A 21,253-nucleotide genomic window follows, 5' to 3' on the forward strand; every position below is an offset into this window, starting at 1 on the left:
CTCGGTGCTTTCCGGCTTCTTCGGTTTCCCGTTTCGGCCTTCCTGCGTTTCCGACTCTATCAGATCCTTTCGGGCCTGATTCCCAGTCAGCGGGGTTTGTCTTCGCGGCTGTTGGGCCGTTCCGACGCTCAAACTCTAGCGGATTTCCCCGGCGGCTCATAATCGAGCCATTCGAAATGAATTTCGGCATGCCGAAATTCGTCCCGGCTGGGAGATCGTGCTGAGTAGAGGTGCCGCTTCGAGCGGCGGGAGTGGCTGTCGCAGAACCGTTCCGGCCCCGTGACAACTCGGAGAACACTACGGATACGGCGGGGGCGTGTCAACCCCCACCCGGTGGACCCCTGGTGCTCCCTGGGGGGCGCCGCCTCAGTCCAGGTCGGTGAGCCGGCCGCCCGCGTCCGGCTGGGTGTGCTCGACCCTGCGGAGGAGGCGGATCAGCATGTCGCCGAGGCCGGCGCGCTCCTCGACCGTGAGGTCCTGGAGGAGCTCCTCCTCGAAGCCCGTCGCCATGCGCATCGCCTCGAGCCACTTCGAGCGGCCCTCGTCCGTCAGCTCCACGATCACCCGGACGCGGTTGCTCTCGTCGCGGTCGCGGGTCACGAGCCCCTCGCCCGCCATGCGGTCGATGCGGTGGGTCATGGCGGCCGGGGTCAGGCCGAGGCGCTTGGCCAGCTCGCCCGGTCCGAGGCGGTAGGGGGCGCCGGCGAGCACGAGGGTCTTGAGGACCTCCCACTCCGCGTTGCTGATGCCGAGATCGGCCACCTGGCGGCCGTACGCCACGTTCATACGGCGGTTCAGCCTGCCGAGCGCGGAGACGACCTTCTCGACCTGGGGGTCCAGGTCGCGGTACTCGCGCTGGTAGGCCGCGATCTGCTCGTCGAGGGTCGGCTCCTGCAGGGGCTGCGGGCCGGACTGCTCGGGTGTGTCGGACATGCGGGGAGTATCCCACGCTCCCCGTTGGCGTTGAAGTCCTTCCATGTGTATTGTTAAGGATCTAATTTTAGTGTTGAAGTCTTGAGGGTTCAGACCTACACCTCTGAACCCCTGATCGAGGTGGGTGAACGGTGACCAAGGCGATGGGTGCAGCGATGCGGCGGATCCAGGCGGGCAGCGCGCTGAGCGCGTTCGGACTGGGCTTCACCGTCCCGTACCTCTATGTGTACGTCGCGCAGGTGCGGGATCTGGGCGCGACCACGGCGGGCGTCGTGCTCGCCGTCTTCGCCATGGCCGCACTCGTCGTCCTGCCCTTCAGCGGACGCGCCATCGACCGGCGGGGCCCCCTCCCCGTCCTTCTCGTCGCCGCCGTCCTCGCGTCGCTCGGCGCCCTGGGCATGGGGCTTTCGAGCAGCGTGCCCGCCGCGGTCGCCTCGGCCGCGCTGCTCGGTGCCGGTACGGCCGTGATGCAGCCGGCGCTCGCCACGATGATCGTCTGGTGCTCCGACCCGACCACCCGGACCCGGTCCTTCGCGATGCAGTTCTTCCTGCAGAACCTCGGGCTCGGTGTCGGCGGTCTGATCGGCGGCCAGCTGGTCGACCCGAGCCGGCCGGGCAGCTTCCTTCTTCTCTTCTCGATCGAAGCGGCGATGTTCCTCGTGCTCGGCGGCATCGTGATGACCGTCAAGATGCCCGGCTCGCCCGCCCTGCAGGACACCCGTCCTGCCGACGCGCGGAAGGGCGGCATCCGGGCGCTGCTCGGGCACAAGGCCATGGTGCAGCTGTGCGTCCTGGGCTTCGTCCTCTTCTTCGCCTGCTACGGACAGTTCGAGTCGGGTCTCGCGGCGTACGGCACCGAGGCCGCCGGGATCGAGCCGTCGACGCTCGGTATGGCGCTGGCCGCCAACACGGCCGTCATCGTCATCGCCCAGTTCGTGGTGCTGAGGTTCGTCGAGCGCCGGCGCCGCAGCCGCGTGATCGCGGCCGTCGGTCTGATCTGGGCCGTGGCGTGGGTGATCGCCGGGTACGCGGGGCTCGGGAACGGCAGCCAGGCGATGGCGACCGCCGCGTTCATCTCCACGTACGCGCTCTTCGGGCTCGGCGAGGCGATGCTCTCGCCGACCGTGGCGCCGCTGGTGGCGGACCTCGCGCCCGAGTCGATGGTCGGTCAGTACAACTCGGCGTTCGCGCTGGTCAAGCAGCTCGCGCTGGCCGTCGGCCCGGCCGTGGGCGGGCCCATGGGCGCCGCGCTGCACGGGCCGTACATCGTGACCTTCGTGCTCTTCTCCCTCGGCATCACCTACCTGGCCCTGCGGCTCGGCAGGCAGCTCACGCCGGTGCAGGACCAGCCGTCCCTCGCCACCAGGACCTCGCGGGTCGTCGCTCGGCACCAGCCGGAGAAGGCGAGCGTCCCCGCCTAGGCTCCGCCTAGTCGGGCAGGGCGAACTCGCACCAGACCGCCTTGCCGCCTCCCGGCGTGCGGCGGCTGCCCCAGGACGAGGCGATCGTCGCGATGATCGAGATCCCGCGACCCGCCTCGTCCTCCGTCTCCGCCCTGCGGCGGCGCGGCAGATGGTCGTCGCCGTCCGTGACCTCGATGATCAGTCGCCGGTCGGTGCGGCGCAGTCGAAGGCGCATGGGCGGGGTGCCGTGCTTCAGGGAGTTCGCCACCAGTTCGCTGGTGGCGAGGACGCCGAGGTCGCGCAGCTCGACCGGGAAGCGCCAGCTGGCGAGGACTCCCGAGGCGAAGGCACGCGCGCGTGGAGCCGCCTCGACCCCGCCGAGCAGCTCCAGGGCCGCGTTGTGGAAGAGCTCCGCGTCCGCTCCCTTGCGGGAGGGGTGCTGGACCACGAGGACGGCGACGTCGTCGTCGTGCTCGGCGGTGACGCCGAGCGAGCGCAGCAGCCGGTCGCAGACGACCTGCGGGGTGCCGAGGGCGCCGGACAGCGCGCGCTCCAGGGCGGCGACGCCCTCGTCGATGTCCTCGCGGCGCCGCTCGACCAGACCGTCGGTGTACAGGACGGCGGTGGAGCCCGGGGGCAGGGCGATCGCGCCGGAGGTGTGCAGCCAGCCGCCGGTGCCCAGCGGGGGTCCGGTGGGGTCCTCGGCGCGGCGAACCGATCCGTCCTCGTCCCTGACGAGGATCGGGAGGTGGCCGGCGGAGGCGTAGACGAGCTTGCCCTCGTTGGGGTCGTGGACCGCGTAGACGCAGGTGGCGATCTGGCTCGCGTCGATCTCGGCGGCGAGGCCGTCGAGCAGCTGGAGCACCTCGTGCGGAGGCAGGTCGAGCCGGGCGTAGGCCCGGACGGCCGTGCGGAGCTGGCCCATGACGGCGGCGGCGCGCACGCCTCGGCCCATCACGTCACCGATGACGAGCGCCGTGCGTCCGGCGCCCAGGGTGATGACGTCGTACCAGTCGCCGCCGACGGCCGCGTCGGTGCCGCCGGGCTGGTAGGTGGCGGCGATCCGCAGGTCGTCGGGCTGCTCCAGCTCCTGCGGGAGCAGGGAGCGCTGGAGGGTGACGGCGGTCTCGCGGTGCCGGCGCTCGCTGGCGCGCAGCCGCTCGGCGGCCTCGGCGTGGTCGGTCACGTCGGCGGCGTGGACGAGGACGCCGCCGCCCTCGAAGCGCGGGGAGTCCACCGGAAGGCAGGTGACCGTGTACGAGCCGCCGTCCTGGGTCTTGCGGGACTTGACCGTCCGGGGCTTTCCGCTGCGCAGGACCTGGTCCATGAGCGGCAGCAGGCCGAGGTCCTCGGCCTCGGGGCAGGCCTCGGCGACCGTGGCCCCGGCGGGGCGGGGGCCGAAGGCGGCGGCGTAGGCGTCGTTGACGTACGCGATGCGGTGCTCGGGGCCGTGCGCGAGCGCGACCAGGCCGGGGAGGCGGCCGATCATCTCCCGTACGGAGAAGTCCTCAAGGATGGGGACGTCGTCGGGGAGGGGCTCAGGCTGCTGCTCGTACTCACCGCGGGCCGCGGGCACGGAGCCTTCGGTCCCCCGCGCCGCCGTGCGGCGCTGCGTGCCGGGGAGTCGGGCGCTCCAACGGGTGAAGTTCACGGATCTGTATGCCTCGATGGTTTGTTGGCCGTGCTGAGTCACTCTGTGCAGGTGTGAGCCCACCTATGGTCACACGTCCAGTGTGACCGACCGCACTGACATCGGTGTCAGCCCGGCTCGGGCCCGTTCTTGGGGCCGTTCTTGGGGGGCGGGGGTGCGGCGGCGAGTTCGAACTCGGCGCGCGGGTGTTCGAGCGAGCCGAGCGAGACGATCTCCCGCTTGAACAGGCCGGAGAGGGTCCATTCGGCCAGCACGCGGGCCTTTCTGTTGAAGGTCGGGACGCGGCTGAGGTGGTAGGCGCGGTGCATGAACCAGGCGGGGTAGCCCTTGAGTTTGCGTCCGTAGACGTGGGCCACGCCCTTGTGGAGGCCGAGGGAGGCGACCGAGCCCGCGTACTTGTGGGCGTACTCCTTGAGCGGCTGTCCGCGCAGGGAGGCGGCGACGTTCTCGGCGAGCACCTTGGTCTGGCGTACGGCGTGCTGCGCGTTCGGCGCGCACTCCTTGCCCGGCTCGTCCGCCGTGATGTCGGGGACGGCCGCGGCGTCTCCTGCCGCCCAGGCGTGTTCGACGCCCTCGACGGTCAGACGGGCGGTGCACTTGAGCCGGCCGCGTCCGTCGAGCGGCAGGTCGGTGGCGGCGAGGACCGGCGCGGGCTTCACGCCGGCGGTCCAGACGACCGTACGGGTCGGAAAGCGGCTGCCGTCGCTGAGGACGGCGACCCGGTCCTCGCAGGACTCGAGCCGGGTCTCCAGACGTACGTCGATGTTGCGGCCGCGCAGCTCGCGGATCGCGTACTTGCCCATCTTCTCGCCGACCTCGGGCAGGATCCGGCCCGCGGCCTCGACGAGGACCCACTTCAGGTCCTCCGGCTTGATGTTGTGGTAGTACCGCGCCGTGTAGCGGGCCATGTCCTCAAGCTCGGCGAGCGCCTCCACGCCCGCGTAGCCGCCGCCGACGAAGACGAAGGTGAGGGCGGCGTCGCGCAGGCCGGGGTCGCGCGTCGAGGAGGCGATGTCCATCTGCTCGATGACGTGGTTGCGCAGGCCGATGGCCTCCTCGACGGTCTTGAAGCCGATGCCGAAGTCGGCGAGGCCGGGGACCGGGAGGGTGCGGGAGATCGAGCCGGGCGCGATGATCAGCTCGTCGTAGGTGAGCTGGTCGTTCCCCGTGCCCTCCTCCTCGGTGGCGAGGGTGGAGAGCGTCGCGGTCCGCTTGGCGTGGTCGACGGCGTGGACCTCGCCGATGACGATCCGGCACTTGTCGAGGACGCGGCGGAGCGGGACGACGACATGGCGCGGGGAGATCGAACCGGCGGCGGCCTCGGGCAGGAACGGCTGGTACGTCATGTACGGCTCGGGCGTGACCACCACGATCTCGACGGAACCGCTTCTGAGCTCGGCCTTGAGCTGCCGCTGCAGGCGCAGCGCGGTGTACATCCCGACGTAGCCACCGCCGACAACGAGAATGCGCGCAGGTTCGGTCACTGTCCCATGACGCAACGCCGTCCGGGGTTTGTCCACAGCCTCGACAAATTGTGTGACCGGAGGTGCGCGGGGGCGCGGGGTGGCGCGCACCGGGGGTACAGGGGGAAGTGCGCAGGTCAGAGTGGGCGTGGGGGGTGGCGCGTGAGAGCGGAATCGGGAGAGTTCAGGCCCTTGCTCCGATCGGGGGGCGCACCGTACGGAACTCCCCCTTCTGAATTGACCTCGTCTCAACTATGTTCGTACCTCGTCGGGGTATCGGCTCGCGGCGCGCAGACCAGAGCGCCGCACAAGTGGGTCGACCCCGTGTCAGGGCGGGGAGTCTCCGGGGGGAGACATCATGAGCGGGGGAACGCTTATGCACATGCAGGATTCGCGGTGGCAGGCCGTCGTCGGCACGACGGACGGCTCGTTCGACGGACGTAGTGCAGGTGTGAGCACGGGTACGGGTACGGGCACAGGTATGGCTGCGGGCACGGGTGCGGTTTCGGGCCCGGGTGCCGGCGGGATGTCCGCCGCGGGCATCGGGTCGACGGCGATCGGCCGGTCGGCGCCGCTGCGCGTGGACGCCCAGCGCAATCTGGAGCACGTGCTGCGCGCGGCGCGCGAGGTGTTCGGCGAACTCGGCTACGGAGCGCCGATGGAGGACGTGGCCCGGCGTGCCCGGGTCGGCGTCGGCACGGTGTACCGCCGCTTCCCGAGCAAGGACGTGCTGGTCCGACGCATAGCCGAGGAGGAGACCTCCCGGCTGACCGAGCAGGCCCGCACCGCCCTCGGGCAGGAGGACGAGCCGTGGTCGGCGCTCTCCCGGTTCCTGCGGACCTCGGTGGCCTCGGGTGCGGGGCGTCTGCTTCCGCCGCAGATACTGCGGGTGGGCGTGGACACGGACGAGCTGCTGCTGCCGGCGCAGACCTCCGAGGACGAGGCCCGGGTGCCGCACCAGCGGGGCTTCGCGGACCAGTCCGAGGCGCGGGTCGTCGCGTCGCGCGCGGTGTCGGGGGCCGAGCAGGACCACGCCGGTGCGGCGGAGCTCTTGGAGGTCGTCGGACGCCTGGTGGACCGGGCCCGTGAGGCGGGCGAGCTGCGGACGGACGTGACTGTGGCCGATGTCCTGCTCGTCATAGCCACGGCGGCGCCCGCGCTGCCGGACGCGGCCCAGCAGGCGGCGGCTTCGGCCCGGCTCCTGGACATCCTTCTCGAGGGCCTCCGCTCGCGATAGCGGGATGAGCGGCGCCGGTTCGGGTTGTTCGGTTCCACTGGTCCGGGCGGACCGTCGAGCATCGCACGAACGGGTGAGCGGTTACGCCCGGATACAGGAAGTCGCCCCGGACGAGTGGTAAGTGGACGCGGAGGTTCAGCGGGTCGGCGCTCTGTGGCACTCTTGGCCGGTGTTCGGGTCTGAGCGTGCATACGGGGGCTTCCGCGATGAGCGGTGACGGTCGGGACGAGCCGCTGGACAACGGCGGTGGCACGGAGACCGGGGGCCCTCCCCCACGGCAGGTGCCGAGCCAGGGTGGCCCCGGAGGATCCTCGGGCGGCCCCAAGAGCCAGGCTTCGGGCGCTGCTTCGGGTTCGGGCGGTTCCGTGGGTGGGACGCCGGGGGAGCCCGGTGAGCCGGTGGTGCCGCAGCAGCGCGAGGGCAAGGCCGCGCGGTCGGCCGCCGACGAAGGGGACGAGCCCGACACCGTCCTGCCGCCTCCGGTCGAACTGCCGCCCTCCGACGCCGACCTCGTCCAGCTGATGCGGGGCGGTGACGACAGCGCGTACGAAGAGCTGTTCCGCCGCCACTCCGACGCCGTCCGCCGCTACGCCAGGACCTGCTGCCGGGACGCGCACACCGCCGACGACCTGACGGCGGAGGTGTTCGCCCGCACGCTCCAGGCGGTGCGGGGCGGGGCGGGCCCCGAGCAGGCGGTACGGGCCTATCTGCTGACCACGGTCCGACGGGTCGCCGCGAACTGGACGCGTACGCAGAAGCGCGAGCACCTGGTCGAGGACTTCGCCGTGTTCGCGGCGCAGGCCGCCCGCTCCTCCGAGGTCTCCGACCAGGACACCCTGGACCTCGGCGCCGACGTCCTGGCCATGCACGAGGCCGAACAGTCCCTGGCCATGCAGGCGTTCCGGTCGCTGCCCGAGCGGTGGCAGGCCGTGCTCTGGCACACCACCGTCGAGGAGGAGTCGCCCAGCGAGGTCGCGCCGCTGTTCGGGCTGACCGCCAACGCCACCGCCGTGCTCGCCAGCAGGGCCCGCGAGGGCCTCAAGCAGGCCTACCTCCAGGCGCACGTGAGCCAGTCCCTGACAGCGGGCGGCGACTGCGCCCGCTACGCCGACCGGCTCGGCGCCTACGCGCGCGGCGGCCTGCGGATGCGGGCCGAGCGCGGGCTGCGCAAGCACCTGGAGGAGTGCGCCAAGTGCCGGCTCGCCGCGGGTGAGCTGGAGCATGTGAACGCCGGGATCCCCGCGCTGCTGCCGGTCGCCGTCATCGGCTGGTTCGCCGCCGGGTTCTCGCTCAAGGCCGCGGGTGTCGTGGCAGGCGGGGTCGCGGGCGCCGCGGGCGCCGGTGCGGCCGCCGCCGCGACGGGCGCAGGCTCGTCGAGTACCACCGGAGCCTCCTCCGCCGCGGCGGCCGAAGGGCTCGGCGCGCCCGCGAAGGCGGGCATCGCCGCGGCCGTGGCAGTCGCCGCGACCGCCGGTCTGGTCTGGGCGTTCGCCGGGGACCCCCAGCCGGTCGCGAAGCCCGAACCCACGCCGCCGGCCGTCGCCCCCGTCGTACCGTCCGAACCGGCGCCGGCGCCGAAGCCGACCCCCAAGCCCACGCCGCCGCCGGCCCCGCCGGTCGTCGAGGAGCCCGAGCCGACTCCGACGCCCACCCCGACGCCCACGCCCACGCCGTCGGCGAAGCCGAGCCCCGAGCCCACGCCGCCGCCGAAGCCGAGCCCCACGCCCACCCCGCCGAAGCCGACGCCCACCCCCACGCCGCCGCCCGCCCCACCGGCCGTCTACCAGGTCAACCAGCTGGACTACGGCGTCTTCGGCGACGGTACGAAGCCGGAGGTACGGCTCGGCGAGAGCAGCTGGATGTGGCAGCGCGACGGTCTGTCGATCGGCGGCACGCGGTACGGCCACGGGGTGAGCGTGCACGCGCCGTCCTCGCTCCTGATCGACCTCAACCGGCAGTGCACCAGCTACGACGCGCTCGTCGGCGTCGACGACCTGACCGCGCCGCTCGGCATCGGAGGCGTCCGCTTCTCCGTCTACGGGGACGGCGAGCGGCTCTGGCGCTCGCCGGTCGTCCAGGCGGGCGACCCCGCGATCCCGGTCCACGTCGGGATCGCGGGACGCGGGACGATCCGCCTGGTGGTCGAGGAGACCTCGCCGTGGGGCCGCGTCGCGGTGGCGGACTGGGGACAGTCCCGGATCAGCTGCAGCTGACCGGCACCTGAGATGCGGGGTTCAGGCGGGCGCGTGTGCTGACACGTACGCGTCCACCCGGTCGATCACCTCGTCGATGGTCAGCCCTGTGCCCGCGGCGTACGCGCGGGCGGTGGCGGCCTCGCCGAGTTCCGTGCGGGCCCGGGTCATCAGGGTCTCCGCCTCACGGAGTTCGGGAACCGAGCGGGGGATCGCGCCACGCCAGGTGTCGACGGCGGAGAGGACCTGGACAGCGAGGGAGAACGCGACCGGGGGCGCGCCGCTCAGGCTGAGCGTGGTCGCCACGCACTCCCCCAGCTGGGCCGTGATGAAGTCGGCGCACGCGGCCTCCTTGGTGAGGCGCAGCGCCTCGACCGCCTCGGCGACGGCCGCGGCGCCCCCGCCCTCCTCCGCGTGCAGGCGCGCGGAGAGCCCGGCCACGGCGGCGGTGAAGTGCGGCGGCGGAGTTCCGGTGAGGACCAGGCGGTTCGCGGCGTCCATGTGCTCGCGGGCGGACCGTACGTCGCCACGGTAGAGGGCGAGCACGGCCCTCATGAACCGTACGAACGCCTCCGTGTCGTCGACGTGGTGGAGCGCGGCCTCCGCCTCGGCCTCCGCCAGGCCCTTCTCGGCGGCGTCCACGTCACCGGAGCGGTAGGAGAGTTCGGCGAGCCGGGCGATCAGGAACGGGGGCTCGGCGTGGGCGCCGACCTCGCGCGCGAGGGCGAGAGCCTCCTCGTACGCCTCCGCCGCCTCCGTGTACCGGCCCCGCATCATGTGCGCCTCGCCCGCCGCGCTCGACACCTGCGCCCGCATCCAGCGGTCGCCGACCCGGCGGGAGAGGACGAGCAGTTCGGCCAGGTCCTCGTCCACGCCGTCCAGCTCGCCGGGCATGTCGATGACCAGGTGCGTACGGAACATCAGGCTGACGCCGATCTCCCACTCGCCGCCGTACCGGCGGCAGGTCTCGACGGCGGTGTCGAGCATCTCGCGGATGACGGTGTAGTCCTCCGTGAGGTACGCGGTGAACGGCCACAGGAGCCCGGGGAAGCGGGCCGACTCGGGCCCGGGCCGCTCGCTGAAGGCGCGGCGCACGCGTGCCACCAGCGCGCTTCCCTCGGGGTCGGCGCGGAGGTCGGCGGCCGTGCGGTTCTCCACGACGAGGAAGAAGGACAGCATGCGCAGCCGCATGCGGGGCCAGTGGCGGGGGTCCTCGGGATCGTCCGGGTCCTCGCCGAGGCGGAGCGCGCGCTCGGTCCAGGCCAGGCCCTCGACGCGGTAGTTGCGGAGCCACCAGAACCAGCCCATGGCCAGGACGAGGCGGTGGGCGGCGGCCTCGTCGGGGGCCGTGACGGTCGTGCGGTGGAGGGCCGCGCGGATGTTGTCGAGGTCGGTCTCGATCCGCCGGATCCAGGGGAGCTGCTCGCCCGAGCGGAGGAGGGGTTCGGCGCGCTCGGCGAGGGCCGTGAAGTGCGCGGTGTGGGCGGCAGATGCGGCGGCGAGGACGTCGGGGCGCTCGGCGGCGCGTTCGACGGCGTACTCGTGGATGGTCTCCAGGAGCCGGTAGCGCATCTCGCCCTCGTCGGTGGGGGTGGCGACGACGAGGGACTTGTCGACGAGCGCGCCGAGCGGGTCGGCGGCGTTCGGCACGAGGGCCTCGGCGGCGGCCAGGTCCCAGCCGCCCGCGAAGACGGAGAGCCTGCGGAGCAGGGTGCGTTCGTCGGCGTCGAGGAGGTCCCACGACCAGTCGACGACGGCGCGGAGGGTCTGCTGGCGGGGCAGGACGGTCCGGCTGCCGGAGGTGAGGAGACGGAAGCGGTCGTCGAGCCGGTCGGCGATCTGGCGGGGGGTGAGCAGGCGCAGCCGGGCGGCGGCCAGTTCGATGGCGAGGGGGAGGCCGTCGAGGCGGCGGCAGATCTCGTCGACGGCCTCGCCGTCTCGGTCGGGATTGGTGTCGGGGTTGGGGTTGGGGTCGGTTGCGGGATCGGCCAGGGCGAAGTCGGGGCGTACGGCGCGGGCGCGTTCGGCGAAGAGGCGGTGGGCCGGGTCGGGCGGCAGGGGCTCGACGGGGCGGACCGTTTCTCCCGGGACGCCGAGGGGCTCGCGGCTGGTGGCGAGGACGCGCAGCCGGGGGCAGCGGGTGAGGAGGGTCTCGGCGAGGGCGGCGGCCGCGTCGATGACGTGCTCGCAGTTGTCGAGGACGAGGAGGAGGGAGCGGGGCGCGAGGTGCTCGACGAGCCGGTGGGTGGGGTCGTCCTGGGGGGTCTGGCCCTCGCGGGTGATCAGGTTGGTCTCGCGGAGCCGGAGCGCGGAGAGCACGGCGCCGGGTACGGCGGCGGGGTCGTCGAGCGGCGCGAGCTCGACGATCCAGGCGCCGTCGGGGGGTGCGGGGGTGGTCGGGGGCGTGTCGGGGGCGGTCGGGCCGGAGTGCCTCTGCGCGGCAGCGGTCGGGGCGGCAGCGGTCGGGGCGGCAGCGGTCGGCGCGCGTGCCGCGAGGGCGGCTTCCTCGGCCAGGCGGGTCTTGCCGGAGCCGCCGGGGCCCGTGAGCGTGACGAGGCGGGAGTGGGTGAGGTCGGCGCGGAGGGCGGCGAGTTCGGGTTCGCGGCCGACGAAGGAGGTGAGGCGGGGCCGGATGTTCCCGGTCTCGCGGGACTGCGGGGGCGGTGTCGGCCGGAGGAGTTCGCGGTGGAGCGCGGTGAGTTCGGCGCCCGGGTCGGTGCCGAGCCCCTCGGCGAGCGCGCGGCGGGCGTCCTCGTACGCGGCGAGGGCGTCGGCCTGCCGGCCCTCGGCCCGTAGGGCGCGGACGAGTTGGGCGCGGAAGCCTTCGTCGTACGGGTACGCGTCGGTGAGTTCGGACAGCTCCGGTACGAGTCCCTCGACGGCGCCGCGCCTGAGGTCGGCCTCGACGCGCTGCCGTCGGGCGGCGAGCCGCTGCGCCTCGGGTCGCACGCGCGCGTGGTCGGGCAGATCGGCGAGCGCCGGGCCGCGGAAGAGGGCGAGGGCGGTACGGAGGAGGCCGGCCGCGCTCGCGGGGTCGTCGGCGTCGAGGAGGGCGCGGGCGTCGCGGACGTGGCGCTCGAAGACGTACAGGTCGATGTCGTCGGGCCCCGCGACGAGGCGGTAGCCGGGGCCGGGCGTGGACTCGACGGCCTCCCGCCCGACGACCCGGCGCAACCGCCCGACGAGGGCCTGGAGGGCGGCGGGGGCGTCCTGCGGGGGCACGTCGCCGTACACGTCCTCGACGAGCTCGGAGACGGTCCCGACCCGCCCACCGCGCAGCGCGAGCGCGGCGAGCAGCGCCCTGAGCCGGGCACCGCCCAGGGGAAGGGGCGTTCCGTCGGGGTCGAGCGCGAGGGTGGAACCGAGGATCAGATACCGCACGCGGGCCATTGTCGCCGGGGGAGGCGCGGGGCGCCTCGGGGTTTACCCGGGCGCGGCGCGAGGCGGCACCCGAACCGGCCGATCGCAGCCGTCCCCGCCCTCACGCCGGCAGCGACCTCCGTGTCGCCGGGATCAGTGGGGCCACCACCGCCGTGCGTTGTCGGGGGGCCGCCGTGCCCGTCCAGCAGGTGCCTCGGCGGGCCAGGAGGCGGCGGAGCCAGAGTTCGGTGGAGACGAGGTCGGCGAGGCCGTCCAGGGGGATCGGGTCGCCGTCGGCCGCCGCGTGGAGGGCCTTGCGGACCACGCGGGCCTCGATCAGGCCCGCGTCGGCGAGGAGCGGGGCGTCGAAGAGGGACAGGAGGTGGGGGAGCGCGGCGCGCAGGCCCGCGCGGACGGCGGCGGCCGGGACCGCGGGGTTCGGCGCGCCCCAGCCCGGTGGCAGGTCGTGCACGCCCGCGCCCGCGAGGACCGTGCGCAGGACGGACGCCCGGGCGCCCGGCTGGACCCGGAGCGATTCGGGGAGGTCGCGGCAGGCCCGTACCACCTGGTTGTCCAGGAACGGCGCGTGCAGCCGCTGGCCGCGGATCTCGGCCGCCTGTTCCAGGACCCGATGGTCGGCCGCCGCGCGGGCGAGGGCCGCACGCGCGCGTGCCTCCCCGGGCCGCTGCACCGACGTCGGCAGCGTCGCCGCCCGGGTCAGGCGAACCGATACTTCAGCCAGCGCCTCCCCCGTCAGCCAGCGCGCCGCCGGTCCCGGGCGCGACCAGGTCAGGGCGGAGAGCGACGCCTCCACCGGGCCGTAGGCCCCCGGGCCAGGACGGTTCGCGTCGAGGAGCAGCGTCGCCGCCGCCTCCAGACCCGACCGGTACGGGGTACGGGCGAGCCGGCGCGCCGCCCGGTAGACCGTCAGCGGGACGAGCAGCGAACCCGCCGACGTCCCGGCGGCCCTGGCGAGCGCCGTCATCGGACGGACGAGGGATCTGCGCCGGCGGTCCATCAGCAGGTCGGCGAGGCGCGCCGGGTGCGCGTCGAGGACCTGACGGGCCCCCAGGCCCGTGAAGTGGTCCGCGCTGCCGCCGGCGAGCCGCCGCCGGTGCCGGTCGGCGACGACCAGCGAAGGGCCGGGCTCGTCCGTCAGCGGCCCCTCCAGGTCCGCGTACGGCAGCGCCTCCTCGCCCGCCGCCACGACCACGTGGTGCAGCCGCGGGTTCGCCGCGATCGCCCGGGCCCGCTCCAGCTCCTCCTCCCGGTCCGGACCTCCGCCGGTCGCCAGGTCGTTGAAGGTGACGGCAAGGAGCCGCTCCCCCGCGCCCGTTCCGTGGCCGAGGATCGTCCCGGGCACTCCCGGAAGGCCTGCCGCGAGGAGCGCGAGCGTGCCGGACGCGCTGCCGCCGGACAGGTCGGAACCGATGCCGGGCGCAGGGCCGCCGCCCCGGGCCGCCCTTCGCTCGGCGGGCCCCATGCCGGGCACGGGGCCCGGGTCGGGAAGGGGCGCCTCCGGCGCGTGCCGGGGCGCGGTGAGCCGGGCCCGTACGGCCTCGACCAGCGCGTCCCGTACGCCTTCCACCGCCCGCCGCGGCTCGACCTCGGCCGCCGCGACGGCGAGCGAGGCCACCGCTTCGTACCCGGCGATCTCGCGCGAGCCCTCTCGCAGAATCAGCGCGTGCCCGGGCGGGATCCGCTTCACCCCTTCGTACGGTGTCGAGTCGCGCAGCGCCTCCGGGGTCTCGGGACAGGCGAGCAGCGCGGCCAGGTGGCCGATGTCGAGCTGGGCCTCGATGAGGTCCGCGAGGGGCAGGGCGGCCGTCGCGTACGCCGTGCCTCCCTGCCACGGGGCGTGGAACACCGGCCGTGCCCCCGCCAGGTCGCCGGTCACGGTGACGCGGCGGCCGACCCGTACGACCGCCGTGTAGCTGCCCGCCCAGGCGGTGAGATGGCGCAGCGCGCCCCCGCGCGCGGTGAGCAGCCCGACCCTCAGCTCCTCGTCGCTCGCGGCGCAACACCCCAGGACGGCAAGGCGGGTGTGCGCGTCGATGCTGATCACGCGGACCTCGTCGGGGCGCCAGTCGCCGACCGCCCACAGCGGATCGGGGTCGCCCCACAGCAGTTGCGCGCCCACCGGCTGCACCGTGCGCGCCTCGGTCGCCGGGTCCCCCACGACGCCGGCCGTGTCGGTGAAGCCGGCGGTCCCGGCCATCCCGGCCATCCCGGCAGCCCCGGCAGCCCCAGCAGCACCGGCGCTACCGGCCGTAACCTTCGGGCCGAAGCTCGCGGCGACACTGCTCCAGCCCACCAGCCATCGCATCGGCGCCTCCACGTCGGTTCGGTGGAGGAACATGCTGCCACGACAACAGCGCACGGAGGGGGCTCCGGGGTCGCGCGCGCGAATGCGAATGCGCCCCTGGCATGGGCCAGTTGTCAGCGGTTCAACAACCGTCGTCATTCGGCCAATCTCATTGGCGCGGACCCGGCGCCTCGGGCCACAGGCGGTCCGTCGGCACTCCGTCGGCGGCCCGTCGACCGTCCGTCGGCAGTCCGGGAGGCGCTCTTCGCCTCCCGGAGCCGTCCGCCGCCCGCGGGGAATGGGGCGGCGGTATCCCCCAGCCCACCGGTCCACAGCCGAGTGGGCCGACCCACGCAGGACTCATGGAAGCGCTCCCCCGCCGACCGGGCGAGAGCGCACGGCCGGGCGCACGGCCACACGACCGGGGCACGCGCCTCGACGCGCCCCTCGGGCACTCCGGAGGCGCCCCGCAGGTGCCCCGCCGAACCTCCCGCGGGCGCCGGACGGCGCCGGACCCGCCGACGCCGCTACGCCATCTGTCGGCCATCCGTCTGTTCCCACAACAATCCCGCCATACGGAACTCCGCCCCTTAACGGTCGGGATGCGGCGAACTACGCTGTGTTTACGAATGCCGCACGCCTATGCCCGGCGTCGTGGCGGCCGTCTGTGTTGTCGAGGGGTGGCGTCATGTCCAGGGAGCAACGCGGGCCGAACGAAAAGCTCGGCACGGTTCTCGCCCTCGCGGGAATCAGCAACGCCGGTCTCGCCCGGCGCGTCAACGACCTCGGCGCGCAGCGCGGTCTGACGCTTCGTTACGACAAGACGTCGGTGGCCCGGTGGGTGTCGAAGGGCATGGTGCCCCAGGGCGCGGCCCCGCACCTGATCGCGGCCGCGATCGGCCAGAAGCTCGGCCGGCCCGTGCCGCTGCACGAGATCGGGCTCGCGGACGCCGACCCGGCGCCCGAGGTGGGGCTCGCCTTCCCGCGCGACGTGGGCGAGGCGGTCCGCTCGGCCACCGAGCTCTACCGGCTCGACCTCGCCGGCCGCCGGGCCGGAGGCGGCGGGATCTGGCAGTCGCTGGCCGGTTCCTTCGCGGTCAGCGCGTACGCGACCCCCGCCTCCCGCTGGCTGATAACGCCCGCCGACTCCTCCGTGGAGCGCCTGGTGGAGGGGTTCGAAGCACCGGCGGCCGCCGACGGACCCGAGACCGGCCCCCACGCGCGCGTGGGGCACAGCGACGTCGCCAAGCTCCGGGAGGCCGCGGAGGACGCGCGCCGCTGGGACTCCAAGTACGGCGGCGGCGACTGGCGTTCCTCGATGGTCCCGGAGTGCTTACGCGTCGACGCCGCACCGCTGCTCCTCGGCTCGTACTCGGACGAGGTCGGCCGCGCGCTCTTCGGCGCGACCGCCGAGCTGACCCGGCTGGCCGGCTGGATGGCCTTCGACACCGGCCAGCAGGAGGCCGCCCAGCGCTACTACATCCAGGCGCTGCGGCTCTCCCGCGCCGCCGCCGACGTGCCGCTCGGCGGCTACGTCCTCGCCTCCATGTCGCTCCAGGCCACCTACCGGGGCTTCGCCGACGAGGGCGTGGACCTCGCCCAGGCCGCCCTGGAGCGCAACCGGGGACTCGCCACCGCCCGCACCATGTCCTTCTTCCGGCTCGTCGAGGCCCGCGCCCACGCGAAGGCCAACGACGGCACGGCCGCGGCGGCCGCGCTCAAGGCGGCCGAGGGGTGGCTGGAGCGCTCGCGGGAGGGCGACGCCGACCCTTCGTGGCTGGGCTTCTACTCGTACGACCGGTTCTGCGCGGACGCCGCCGAGTGCTACCGGGACCTGAAGGCGCCCCGCCAGGTGCGCCGCTTCACCGAGCAGGCGCTGTCCCGGCCGACGGAGGAGTACGTCCGCTCGCACGGCCTGCGGCTCGTGGTGTCGGCGGTCGCGGAGCTGGAGTCGGGCAATCTGGACGCGGCGTGCGCGGCCGGCACGCGCGCGGTGGAGGTGGCGGGCCGGATCTCCTCCGCCCGCACCACCGAGTACGTACGGGACCTCCTGCACCGGCTCGAACCGTACGGGGACGAGCCGAGGGTCATGGAGCTGCGGGAGCGGGCCAGGCCGCTCCTGATGGCCCCGGCATGAGCGCGGCATGACCCTGGGATGAGCTCGACGTGACACGTGTCCCAGGGGGTTTAGCCGCTCTGTCAGTGGGCCAGTGCACTATCGGGGTGGGAGGTGGTGCAGGTGTCCACGCACGACGTCGACTGCGACGTGCTCGTGATCGGCGGCGGAATCGTCGGTCTGTCGACGGCGTACGCCCTGACGCGCGCCGTTCCCGGCACCCGCGTCACCGTCCTGGAGAAGGAGCACGGCCCGGCCCGCCACCAGACCGGGCGGAACAGCGGGGTGATCCACAGCGGGATCTACTACCGTCCTGGCTCCCTGAAGGCACGGTTCGCGGTCGCGGGCGCGGCCGAGATGGTCAAGTTCTGCGCCGAGTACGGACTGCCCCACGAGGTCACCGGCAAACTGATCGTCGCCACCGGACGCGACGAGCTGCCCCGGCTCCACGCGCTCGTGCAGCGCGGCCGGGAGAACGGCATCCCGGTGCGGGAGCTGGGGCCCGCGCAGATCGCCGAGTACGAACCGAACGTGCGGGGCCTCGCCGCGATCCACGTCGGCACGACGGGGATCTGCGACTACGGAGCGGTGGCGGCGCAGCTCGCCGAGGCCTCCGGGGCGCGCATCCTGTACGGCTCCGAGGTCACCGCCGTCGACCGGCGGCCCTGGGGCGTCGCCGTCCGCACGGCGGCCGGGACGGTGGTGCGGGGGCGGGTCCTGGTGAACTGCGCGGGGCTGCAGTGCGACCGGGTGGCGCGGCTCGCGGGCGACGAGCCCGGCATGCGGATCGTGCCCTTCCGTGGCGAGTACTACGAGCTGGCGGACCCCTCCCTGATCCGGGGCCTGGTCTATCCGGTCCCTGACCCGGCCTTCCCGTTCCTGGGCGTCCATCTGACCCGGGGCGTCGACGGCGGCGTCCACGTCGGACCGAACGCGGTGCCGGCGCTCGCGCGGGAGGGGTACGACTGGTCGGTCGTCCGGCCCGGCGACCTGGTGGGGACGCTGGCGTGGCCGGGGTCCTGGCAGATCGCCCGGGAGCACTGGCGGTACGGAGCGGGGGAGCTGCGCCGCTCGCTGTCGAAGCGGGCCTTCACGGCGGCGGTGCGGCGCCTGCTGCCGTCCGTGGAGGAAACGGATCTGCGCCGGGCTCCGGCGGGGGTCCGGGCGCAGGCGGTGCTGCGGGACGGGACGCTGGTGGACGACTTCCTGATCCGCGAGGCGCCCCGGACGGTCCACGTCCTGAACGCACCGTCGCCGGCGGCGACGGCGTCGCTGCCGATCGGCCGCGAGGTGGCGTCCCGGGCGCTGGCCCTGCTGTAGCCCAGCGGTCGGGATCGTAGAATTGGGCGCATTGTGTCTGAGTCTCGCGAAGCCGCCACCCACCCCGAGCCCGTCTTCCAGCGGGGCAGCCAGAGGTTTGCCCCCGGTGAGGGGCCGCTGCCCGATCCCGCCGGATCGCACCACGAGCGGCGGATCCGCAGCTTCCAGCCGCGCCGCAGCCGCGTCACCACGGGGCAGGCCGAGGCGATGCTCAAGCGCTGGCCCGACTGGGGCCTCGACATCGACGGCAAGCGGGTCCTGGACCTGAAGGAGATGTTCGGCGGCCTGCCCGTCGTCCTGGAGATCGGCTTCGGCATGGGCGAGGCCACGGCCCAGATGGCCGCCGCCGACCCCGGCACCGGCATCCTCGCCGTGGACGTCCACACCCCCGGCCAGGGCAACCTCCTCGGTCTCGCCGACCGGGGCGGCCTGGAGAACGTCCGGGTCGCCAACGGCGACGCGATCATCCTGCTCCGCGAGATGCTCGGCGCCGACGCCCTCGACGGCTGCCGCGTCTACTTCCCGGACCCCTGGCCGAAGAAGCGCCACCACAAGCGGCGCCTCATCCAGCCCGAGTTCCTCACGCTGCTCGCGACCCGGATGAAGCCGGGCGCCGTCCTGCACTGCGCCACGGACTGGGAGGAGTACGCCGAGCAGATGCTCGAAGTCCTCTCCGCCCACCCCGACTTCGAGAACACCCGGCCCGAGGGCGGCTACGCGCCCCGCCCGGACTTCCGCCCCCTCACCCGCTTCGAGGGGCAGGGCCTGGACAAGGGGCATGTCGTGCACGACCTGCTTTTCCACAGGAAGTAGCTCTGCCGGTTCTGCTTTTCCACAGGAATGGGCAGATGTCGGAGAACTCCGTCGCGGGTGTCAGTCGTCCTCGTTAGGGTCGCTCACGTGTCGAACCACGTTCCCGTCCCCACTCGGGACACCGAGGAGCCGGCCTTCACGGCCGTTCCGGACCGCGCCCAGTGGCGCTACAGGCCTCGTCGCGCCTTCTGGCGCAGCAAGGTGGTCCGGGCCGTCGCCGTGATCACCGTGCTCGCGCTCTGCGCACTGGTGATCCTCGCGATCGTACGGGAGCAGACCGGCACCGAGGGCTTCCTCGTCGGCCTCGGCCTGGCCGTCCTGCCCGTCCCGCTGCTGATGGCCGCCTTCCGCTGGCTGGACCGGGTCGAGCCGGGTCCCTGGAAGAACCTGATCTTCGCCTTCGCCTGGGGGGCCTGCGCGGCGACGCTCGTCGCGATCCTCGCCAACTCCTTCGCGGTCCGCTGGATCGCGACCGCCACGGCCGACCCCGCCTCCGCCGAGTCCTGGGGCGCCACGGTCGTCGCCCCTGTCGTGGAGGAGAGCGCCAAGGCCGCGGCGATCCTGCTGATCTTCCTCTTCCGCAGACGGCACTTCACCGGCCTCGTCGACGGGGTCGTCGTCGCCGGCTTCACCGCCACCGGCTTCGCCTTCACCGAGAACATCCTCTATCTCGGCAACGCCTTCGGCGAGGACCAGGACCTCGGCTCCGGCGGCCTCGGCTCCATGACCGCGGGCACCTTCTTCGTACGGATCGTGATGTCGCCGTTCGCGCATCCGCTCTTCACGGTCTTCACCGGCCTCGGCTTCGCCTTCGCCGCCCTCGCCACCTCCCGGCGGAAGTTCCTGAGACTGCGCCGGACGCTGCTGCCGATCGCCGGGCTGCTCCTCGCCATGCTCATGCACGCCCTGTGGAACGGCTCGGCGACGATCCTCGGGCCACTGGGCTTCATCCTGGTCTACGGCATGTTCATGGTGCCCGCCTTCGGCCTGCTGACCTGGCTCGCGATATGGAGCAGGCAGCGCGAGCTGCGCACGATATCCGGGCAGCTCCCGGCGTACGCGGCGGCCGGCTGGCTCTCGCCCGCCGAACCGCTCGCGCTCTCCTCGATGCGAGCCCGCTCCCTTGCCCGCGACTTCGCCCGCCGTACGTACGGCCCGCCGGCCGCCACCGCCGTCGGCGAGTACGAGGCGTTCGCGACGACCCTCGCCTTCCTGCGCCACCGCGCCCAGCGCGGCGCGCCGGACCCGGACTTCATGGCGCGCGAGCAGGAGCTGCTCCACCACCTCTGGCAGCGCAAGCCCGTCGCCTCGCCCGCCCTCACGTACGCGGCGCGGGCGACGGGGCGGGTGTGGGCGCCGCCGCAGTACCTCGACTACGGCGGCTACAACCCGTACCGGAGCTAAGGGCTCCCTTTAGGGACGGCCCGTCATCCCAGGCTTCGGGGGCCTACGCCTCCGAGGCCTCCGTCAGGAGCGTCAGTTCCGCCGGGGTCAGGCGGAGGTCGGCCACGGCGACGAGCGCCGGGAGCTGGTCGACGGTACGGGCCGAGGCGATCGGGGCGACGACGGTCGCGCGGGAGGCGAGCCAGGCCAGGGCCACAGTGGCGACCTCGGCCTCGTGCGCCTCGGCCACCGTGTCGAGCGCGGCGAGGATCCGCCGGCCCCGCTCGGTCTCGGCGTGCTCGGCGGCGCCCTCGGCGCGGACGCTGTCGACGGTCTTCCCTGCGCGGTACTTGCCCGTGAGGAAGCCGGACGCCAGCGCGAAGTACGGGACGGCGGCGAGCCCGGCCCGCTCGGTGGTGGCCAGGAGCTCACCCTCGTACGTGTCGCGCGAGAGCAGGTTGTAGTGCGGCTGCAGGGCCACGTAGCGGGCGAGGCCCTCGGCCTCGGCGAAGTCCAGGGAGGCCTGGAGCCGTTCGGCCGAGATGTTGGAGGCGGCGACGGCGCGCACCTTGCCGTCCTTCACCAGCTGGTCGAGCGCGGTGACGATCTCCTCGACCGGGACGGTCGGGTCGTCGAAGTGCGTGTAGTACAGGTCGATGTAGTCGGTGCCGAGGCGGCGCAGCGACTCCTCGACGCCGGCCTTGATCGTGGTCGGGGCGAGCCCCTTGTACTGGGGGTGGGCGCCGACCTTCGTGGCGACGACGACCTCGGAGCGGTTGCCCCGGGTGGCCAGCCACTTGCCGATCAACGTCTCGGACTCGCCGCCCTGATTGCCCTCGGCCCAGGCGGAGTACATGTCGGCGGTGTCGACGAAGTTGCCGCCGGCGGCGGTGTAGGCGTCGAGGACGGCGAAGGACTGCTCCTGGTCGGCGGACCAGCCGAAGACGTTGCCGCCCAGCGCGAGGGGGAAGACGTGCAGATCGGAATTGCCCAGCGGGCGAAGAGAGGTCATGGGACGTTACAACGACTGCCCCGGACACGGGTATTCCGGCAGCCCTGACGTCCGGGGGGTGCCGT

13 protein-coding genes are annotated in these 21,253 nt (G+C 73.6%); 7 read left to right on the forward strand and 6 right to left on the reverse strand.

Translation table 11 applies throughout. The annotated features are described in order from the left end of the window. Nucleotides 1-366: 366 nt before the first annotated feature. Nucleotides 367-933 (reverse strand): MarR family winged helix-turn-helix transcriptional regulator, encoded by a 567-nt coding sequence (locus ACGFYP_RS07280; RefSeq protein WP_393487548.1) that lies wholly within the window; start codon nt 931-933, stop codon nt 367-369. A 131-nt stretch (nt 934-1,064) separates the two neighbouring features. Between ACGFYP_RS07280 and ACGFYP_RS07285 the strand changes: the two genes are divergently transcribed. After that, nucleotides 1,065-2,354: an MFS transporter gene (locus ACGFYP_RS07285; protein ID WP_393487552.1), complete on the forward strand. Its 1,290-nt coding sequence runs from the start codon at nt 1,065-1,067 to the stop codon at nt 2,352-2,354. Between the two features lie 7 nt (nt 2,355-2,361). Here the strand turns inward: ACGFYP_RS07285 and ACGFYP_RS07290 are convergent, their stop codons facing one another. Together ACGFYP_RS07290 and ACGFYP_RS07295 are read right to left on the reverse strand one after the other, a co-directional pair. Further along, the gene (locus ACGFYP_RS07290; RefSeq protein ID WP_393487556.1) at nt 2,362-3,987 is read right to left on the reverse strand and encodes a SpoIIE family protein phosphatase; all 1,626 of its coding nucleotides are present in this window, start codon (nt 3,985-3,987) and stop codon (nt 2,362-2,364) included. A 107-nt stretch (nt 3,988-4,094) separates the two neighbouring features. Further along, the gene (locus ACGFYP_RS07295) at nt 4,095-5,471 is read right to left on the reverse strand and encodes an NAD(P)/FAD-dependent oxidoreductase (RefSeq protein WP_361958152.1); all 1,377 of its coding nucleotides are present in this window, start codon (nt 5,469-5,471) and stop codon (nt 4,095-4,097) included. Nucleotides 5,472-5,826: 355 nt separating this feature from the next. Here ACGFYP_RS07295 and ACGFYP_RS07300 point away from each other — a divergent pair, with 355 nt between their 5' ends. Further along, on the forward strand, nt 5,827-6,687 hold the full coding sequence (locus ACGFYP_RS07300) for a TetR/AcrR family transcriptional regulator (protein ID WP_393487560.1): 861 nt from the start codon (nt 5,827-5,829) through the stop codon (nt 6,685-6,687). 206 nt (nt 6,688-6,893) lie between these two features. Continuing rightward, nucleotides 6,894-8,900: a sigma-70 family RNA polymerase sigma factor gene (locus ACGFYP_RS07305; RefSeq protein WP_393487562.1), complete on the forward strand. Its 2,007-nt coding sequence runs from the start codon at nt 6,894-6,896 to the stop codon at nt 8,898-8,900. Between the two features lie 21 nt (nt 8,901-8,921). Here the strand turns inward: ACGFYP_RS07305 and ACGFYP_RS07310 are convergent, their stop codons facing one another. Both ACGFYP_RS07310 and ACGFYP_RS07315 read right to left on the reverse strand, forming a co-directional pair. Further along, nucleotides 8,922-12,260 (reverse strand): ATP-binding protein, encoded by a 3,339-nt coding sequence (locus tag ACGFYP_RS07310; protein ID WP_393487564.1) that lies wholly within the window; start codon nt 12,258-12,260, stop codon nt 8,922-8,924. Nucleotides 12,261-12,360: 100 nt separating this feature from the next. Beyond that, the gene (locus ACGFYP_RS07315) at nt 12,361-14,565 is read right to left on the reverse strand and encodes an asparagine synthase-related protein (RefSeq protein WP_393489078.1); all 2,205 of its coding nucleotides are present in this window, start codon (nt 14,563-14,565) and stop codon (nt 12,361-12,363) included. 667 nt (nt 14,566-15,232) lie between these two features. Here ACGFYP_RS07315 and ACGFYP_RS07320 point away from each other — a divergent pair. The 4 genes from ACGFYP_RS07320 (at nt 15,233) to ACGFYP_RS07335 (ending at nt 20,197) form a co-directional block, all read left to right on the forward strand. Beyond that, the gene (locus ACGFYP_RS07320) at nt 15,233-16,681 is read left to right on the forward strand and encodes an MFS transporter (protein WP_393487566.1); all 1,449 of its coding nucleotides are present in this window, start codon (nt 15,233-15,235) and stop codon (nt 16,679-16,681) included. A gap of 102 nt (nt 16,682-16,783) precedes the next feature. Further along, the gene (gene lhgO, locus ACGFYP_RS07325) at nt 16,784-17,980 is read left to right on the forward strand and encodes an L-2-hydroxyglutarate oxidase (protein ID WP_393487569.1); all 1,197 of its coding nucleotides are present in this window, start codon (nt 16,784-16,786) and stop codon (nt 17,978-17,980) included. 33 nt (nt 17,981-18,013) lie between these two features. Then, nucleotides 18,014-18,793 (forward strand): tRNA (guanosine(46)-N7)-methyltransferase TrmB, encoded by a 780-nt coding sequence (gene trmB / locus ACGFYP_RS07330; RefSeq protein ID WP_393487572.1) that lies wholly within the window; start codon nt 18,014-18,016, stop codon nt 18,791-18,793. A gap of 27 nt (nt 18,794-18,820) precedes the next feature. Then, nucleotides 18,821-20,197 (forward strand): PrsW family intramembrane metalloprotease, encoded by a 1,377-nt coding sequence (locus tag ACGFYP_RS07335; RefSeq protein ID WP_393487575.1) that lies wholly within the window; start codon nt 18,821-18,823, stop codon nt 20,195-20,197. A 43-nt stretch (nt 20,198-20,240) separates the two neighbouring features. Here the strand turns inward: ACGFYP_RS07335 and ACGFYP_RS07340 are convergent, their stop codons facing one another. Next, nucleotides 20,241-21,188, reverse strand: coding sequence for an aldo/keto reductase (locus ACGFYP_RS07340; RefSeq protein WP_393487578.1), 948 nt, complete (start codon nt 21,186-21,188; stop codon nt 20,241-20,243). Nucleotides 21,189-21,253: the final 65 nt, after the last annotated feature.

The sequence above is a fragment of the Streptomyces sp. NPDC048370 genome, assembly GCF_043200825.1.
GTDB lineage: Bacteria > Actinomycetota > Actinomycetes > Streptomycetales > Streptomycetaceae > Streptomyces.

What these genes read in the sequence shown, in the direction of transcription:
- ACGFYP_RS07320 (WP_393487566.1), top strand. Translation starts at nt 15,233, where the DNA reads ATGTCCAGGGAGCAACGCGGGCCGAACGAAAAGCTCGGCACGGTTCTC.
- ACGFYP_RS07305 (WP_393487562.1), top strand. Translation starts at nt 6,894, where the DNA reads ATGAGCGGTGACGGTCGGGACGAGCCGCTGGACAACGGCGGTGGCACG.
- ACGFYP_RS07340 (WP_393487578.1), bottom strand. Translation starts at nt 21,188, where the DNA reads ATGACCTCTCTTCGCCCGCTGGGCAATTCCGATCTGCACGTCTTCCCC.
- ACGFYP_RS07300 (WP_393487560.1), top strand. Translation starts at nt 5,827, where the DNA reads ATGCACATGCAGGATTCGCGGTGGCAGGCCGTCGTCGGCACGACGGAC.
- ACGFYP_RS07315 (WP_393489078.1), bottom strand. Translation starts at nt 14,565, where the DNA reads ATGCGATGGCTGGTGGGCTGGAGCAGTGTCGCCGCGAGCTTCGGCCCG.
- ACGFYP_RS07335 (WP_393487575.1), top strand. Translation starts at nt 18,821, where the DNA reads ATGGGCAGATGTCGGAGAACTCCGTCGCGGGTGTCAGTCGTCCTCGTT.
- ACGFYP_RS07280 (WP_393487548.1), bottom strand. Translation starts at nt 933, where the DNA reads ATGTCCGACACACCCGAGCAGTCCGGCCCGCAGCCCCTGCAGGAGCCG.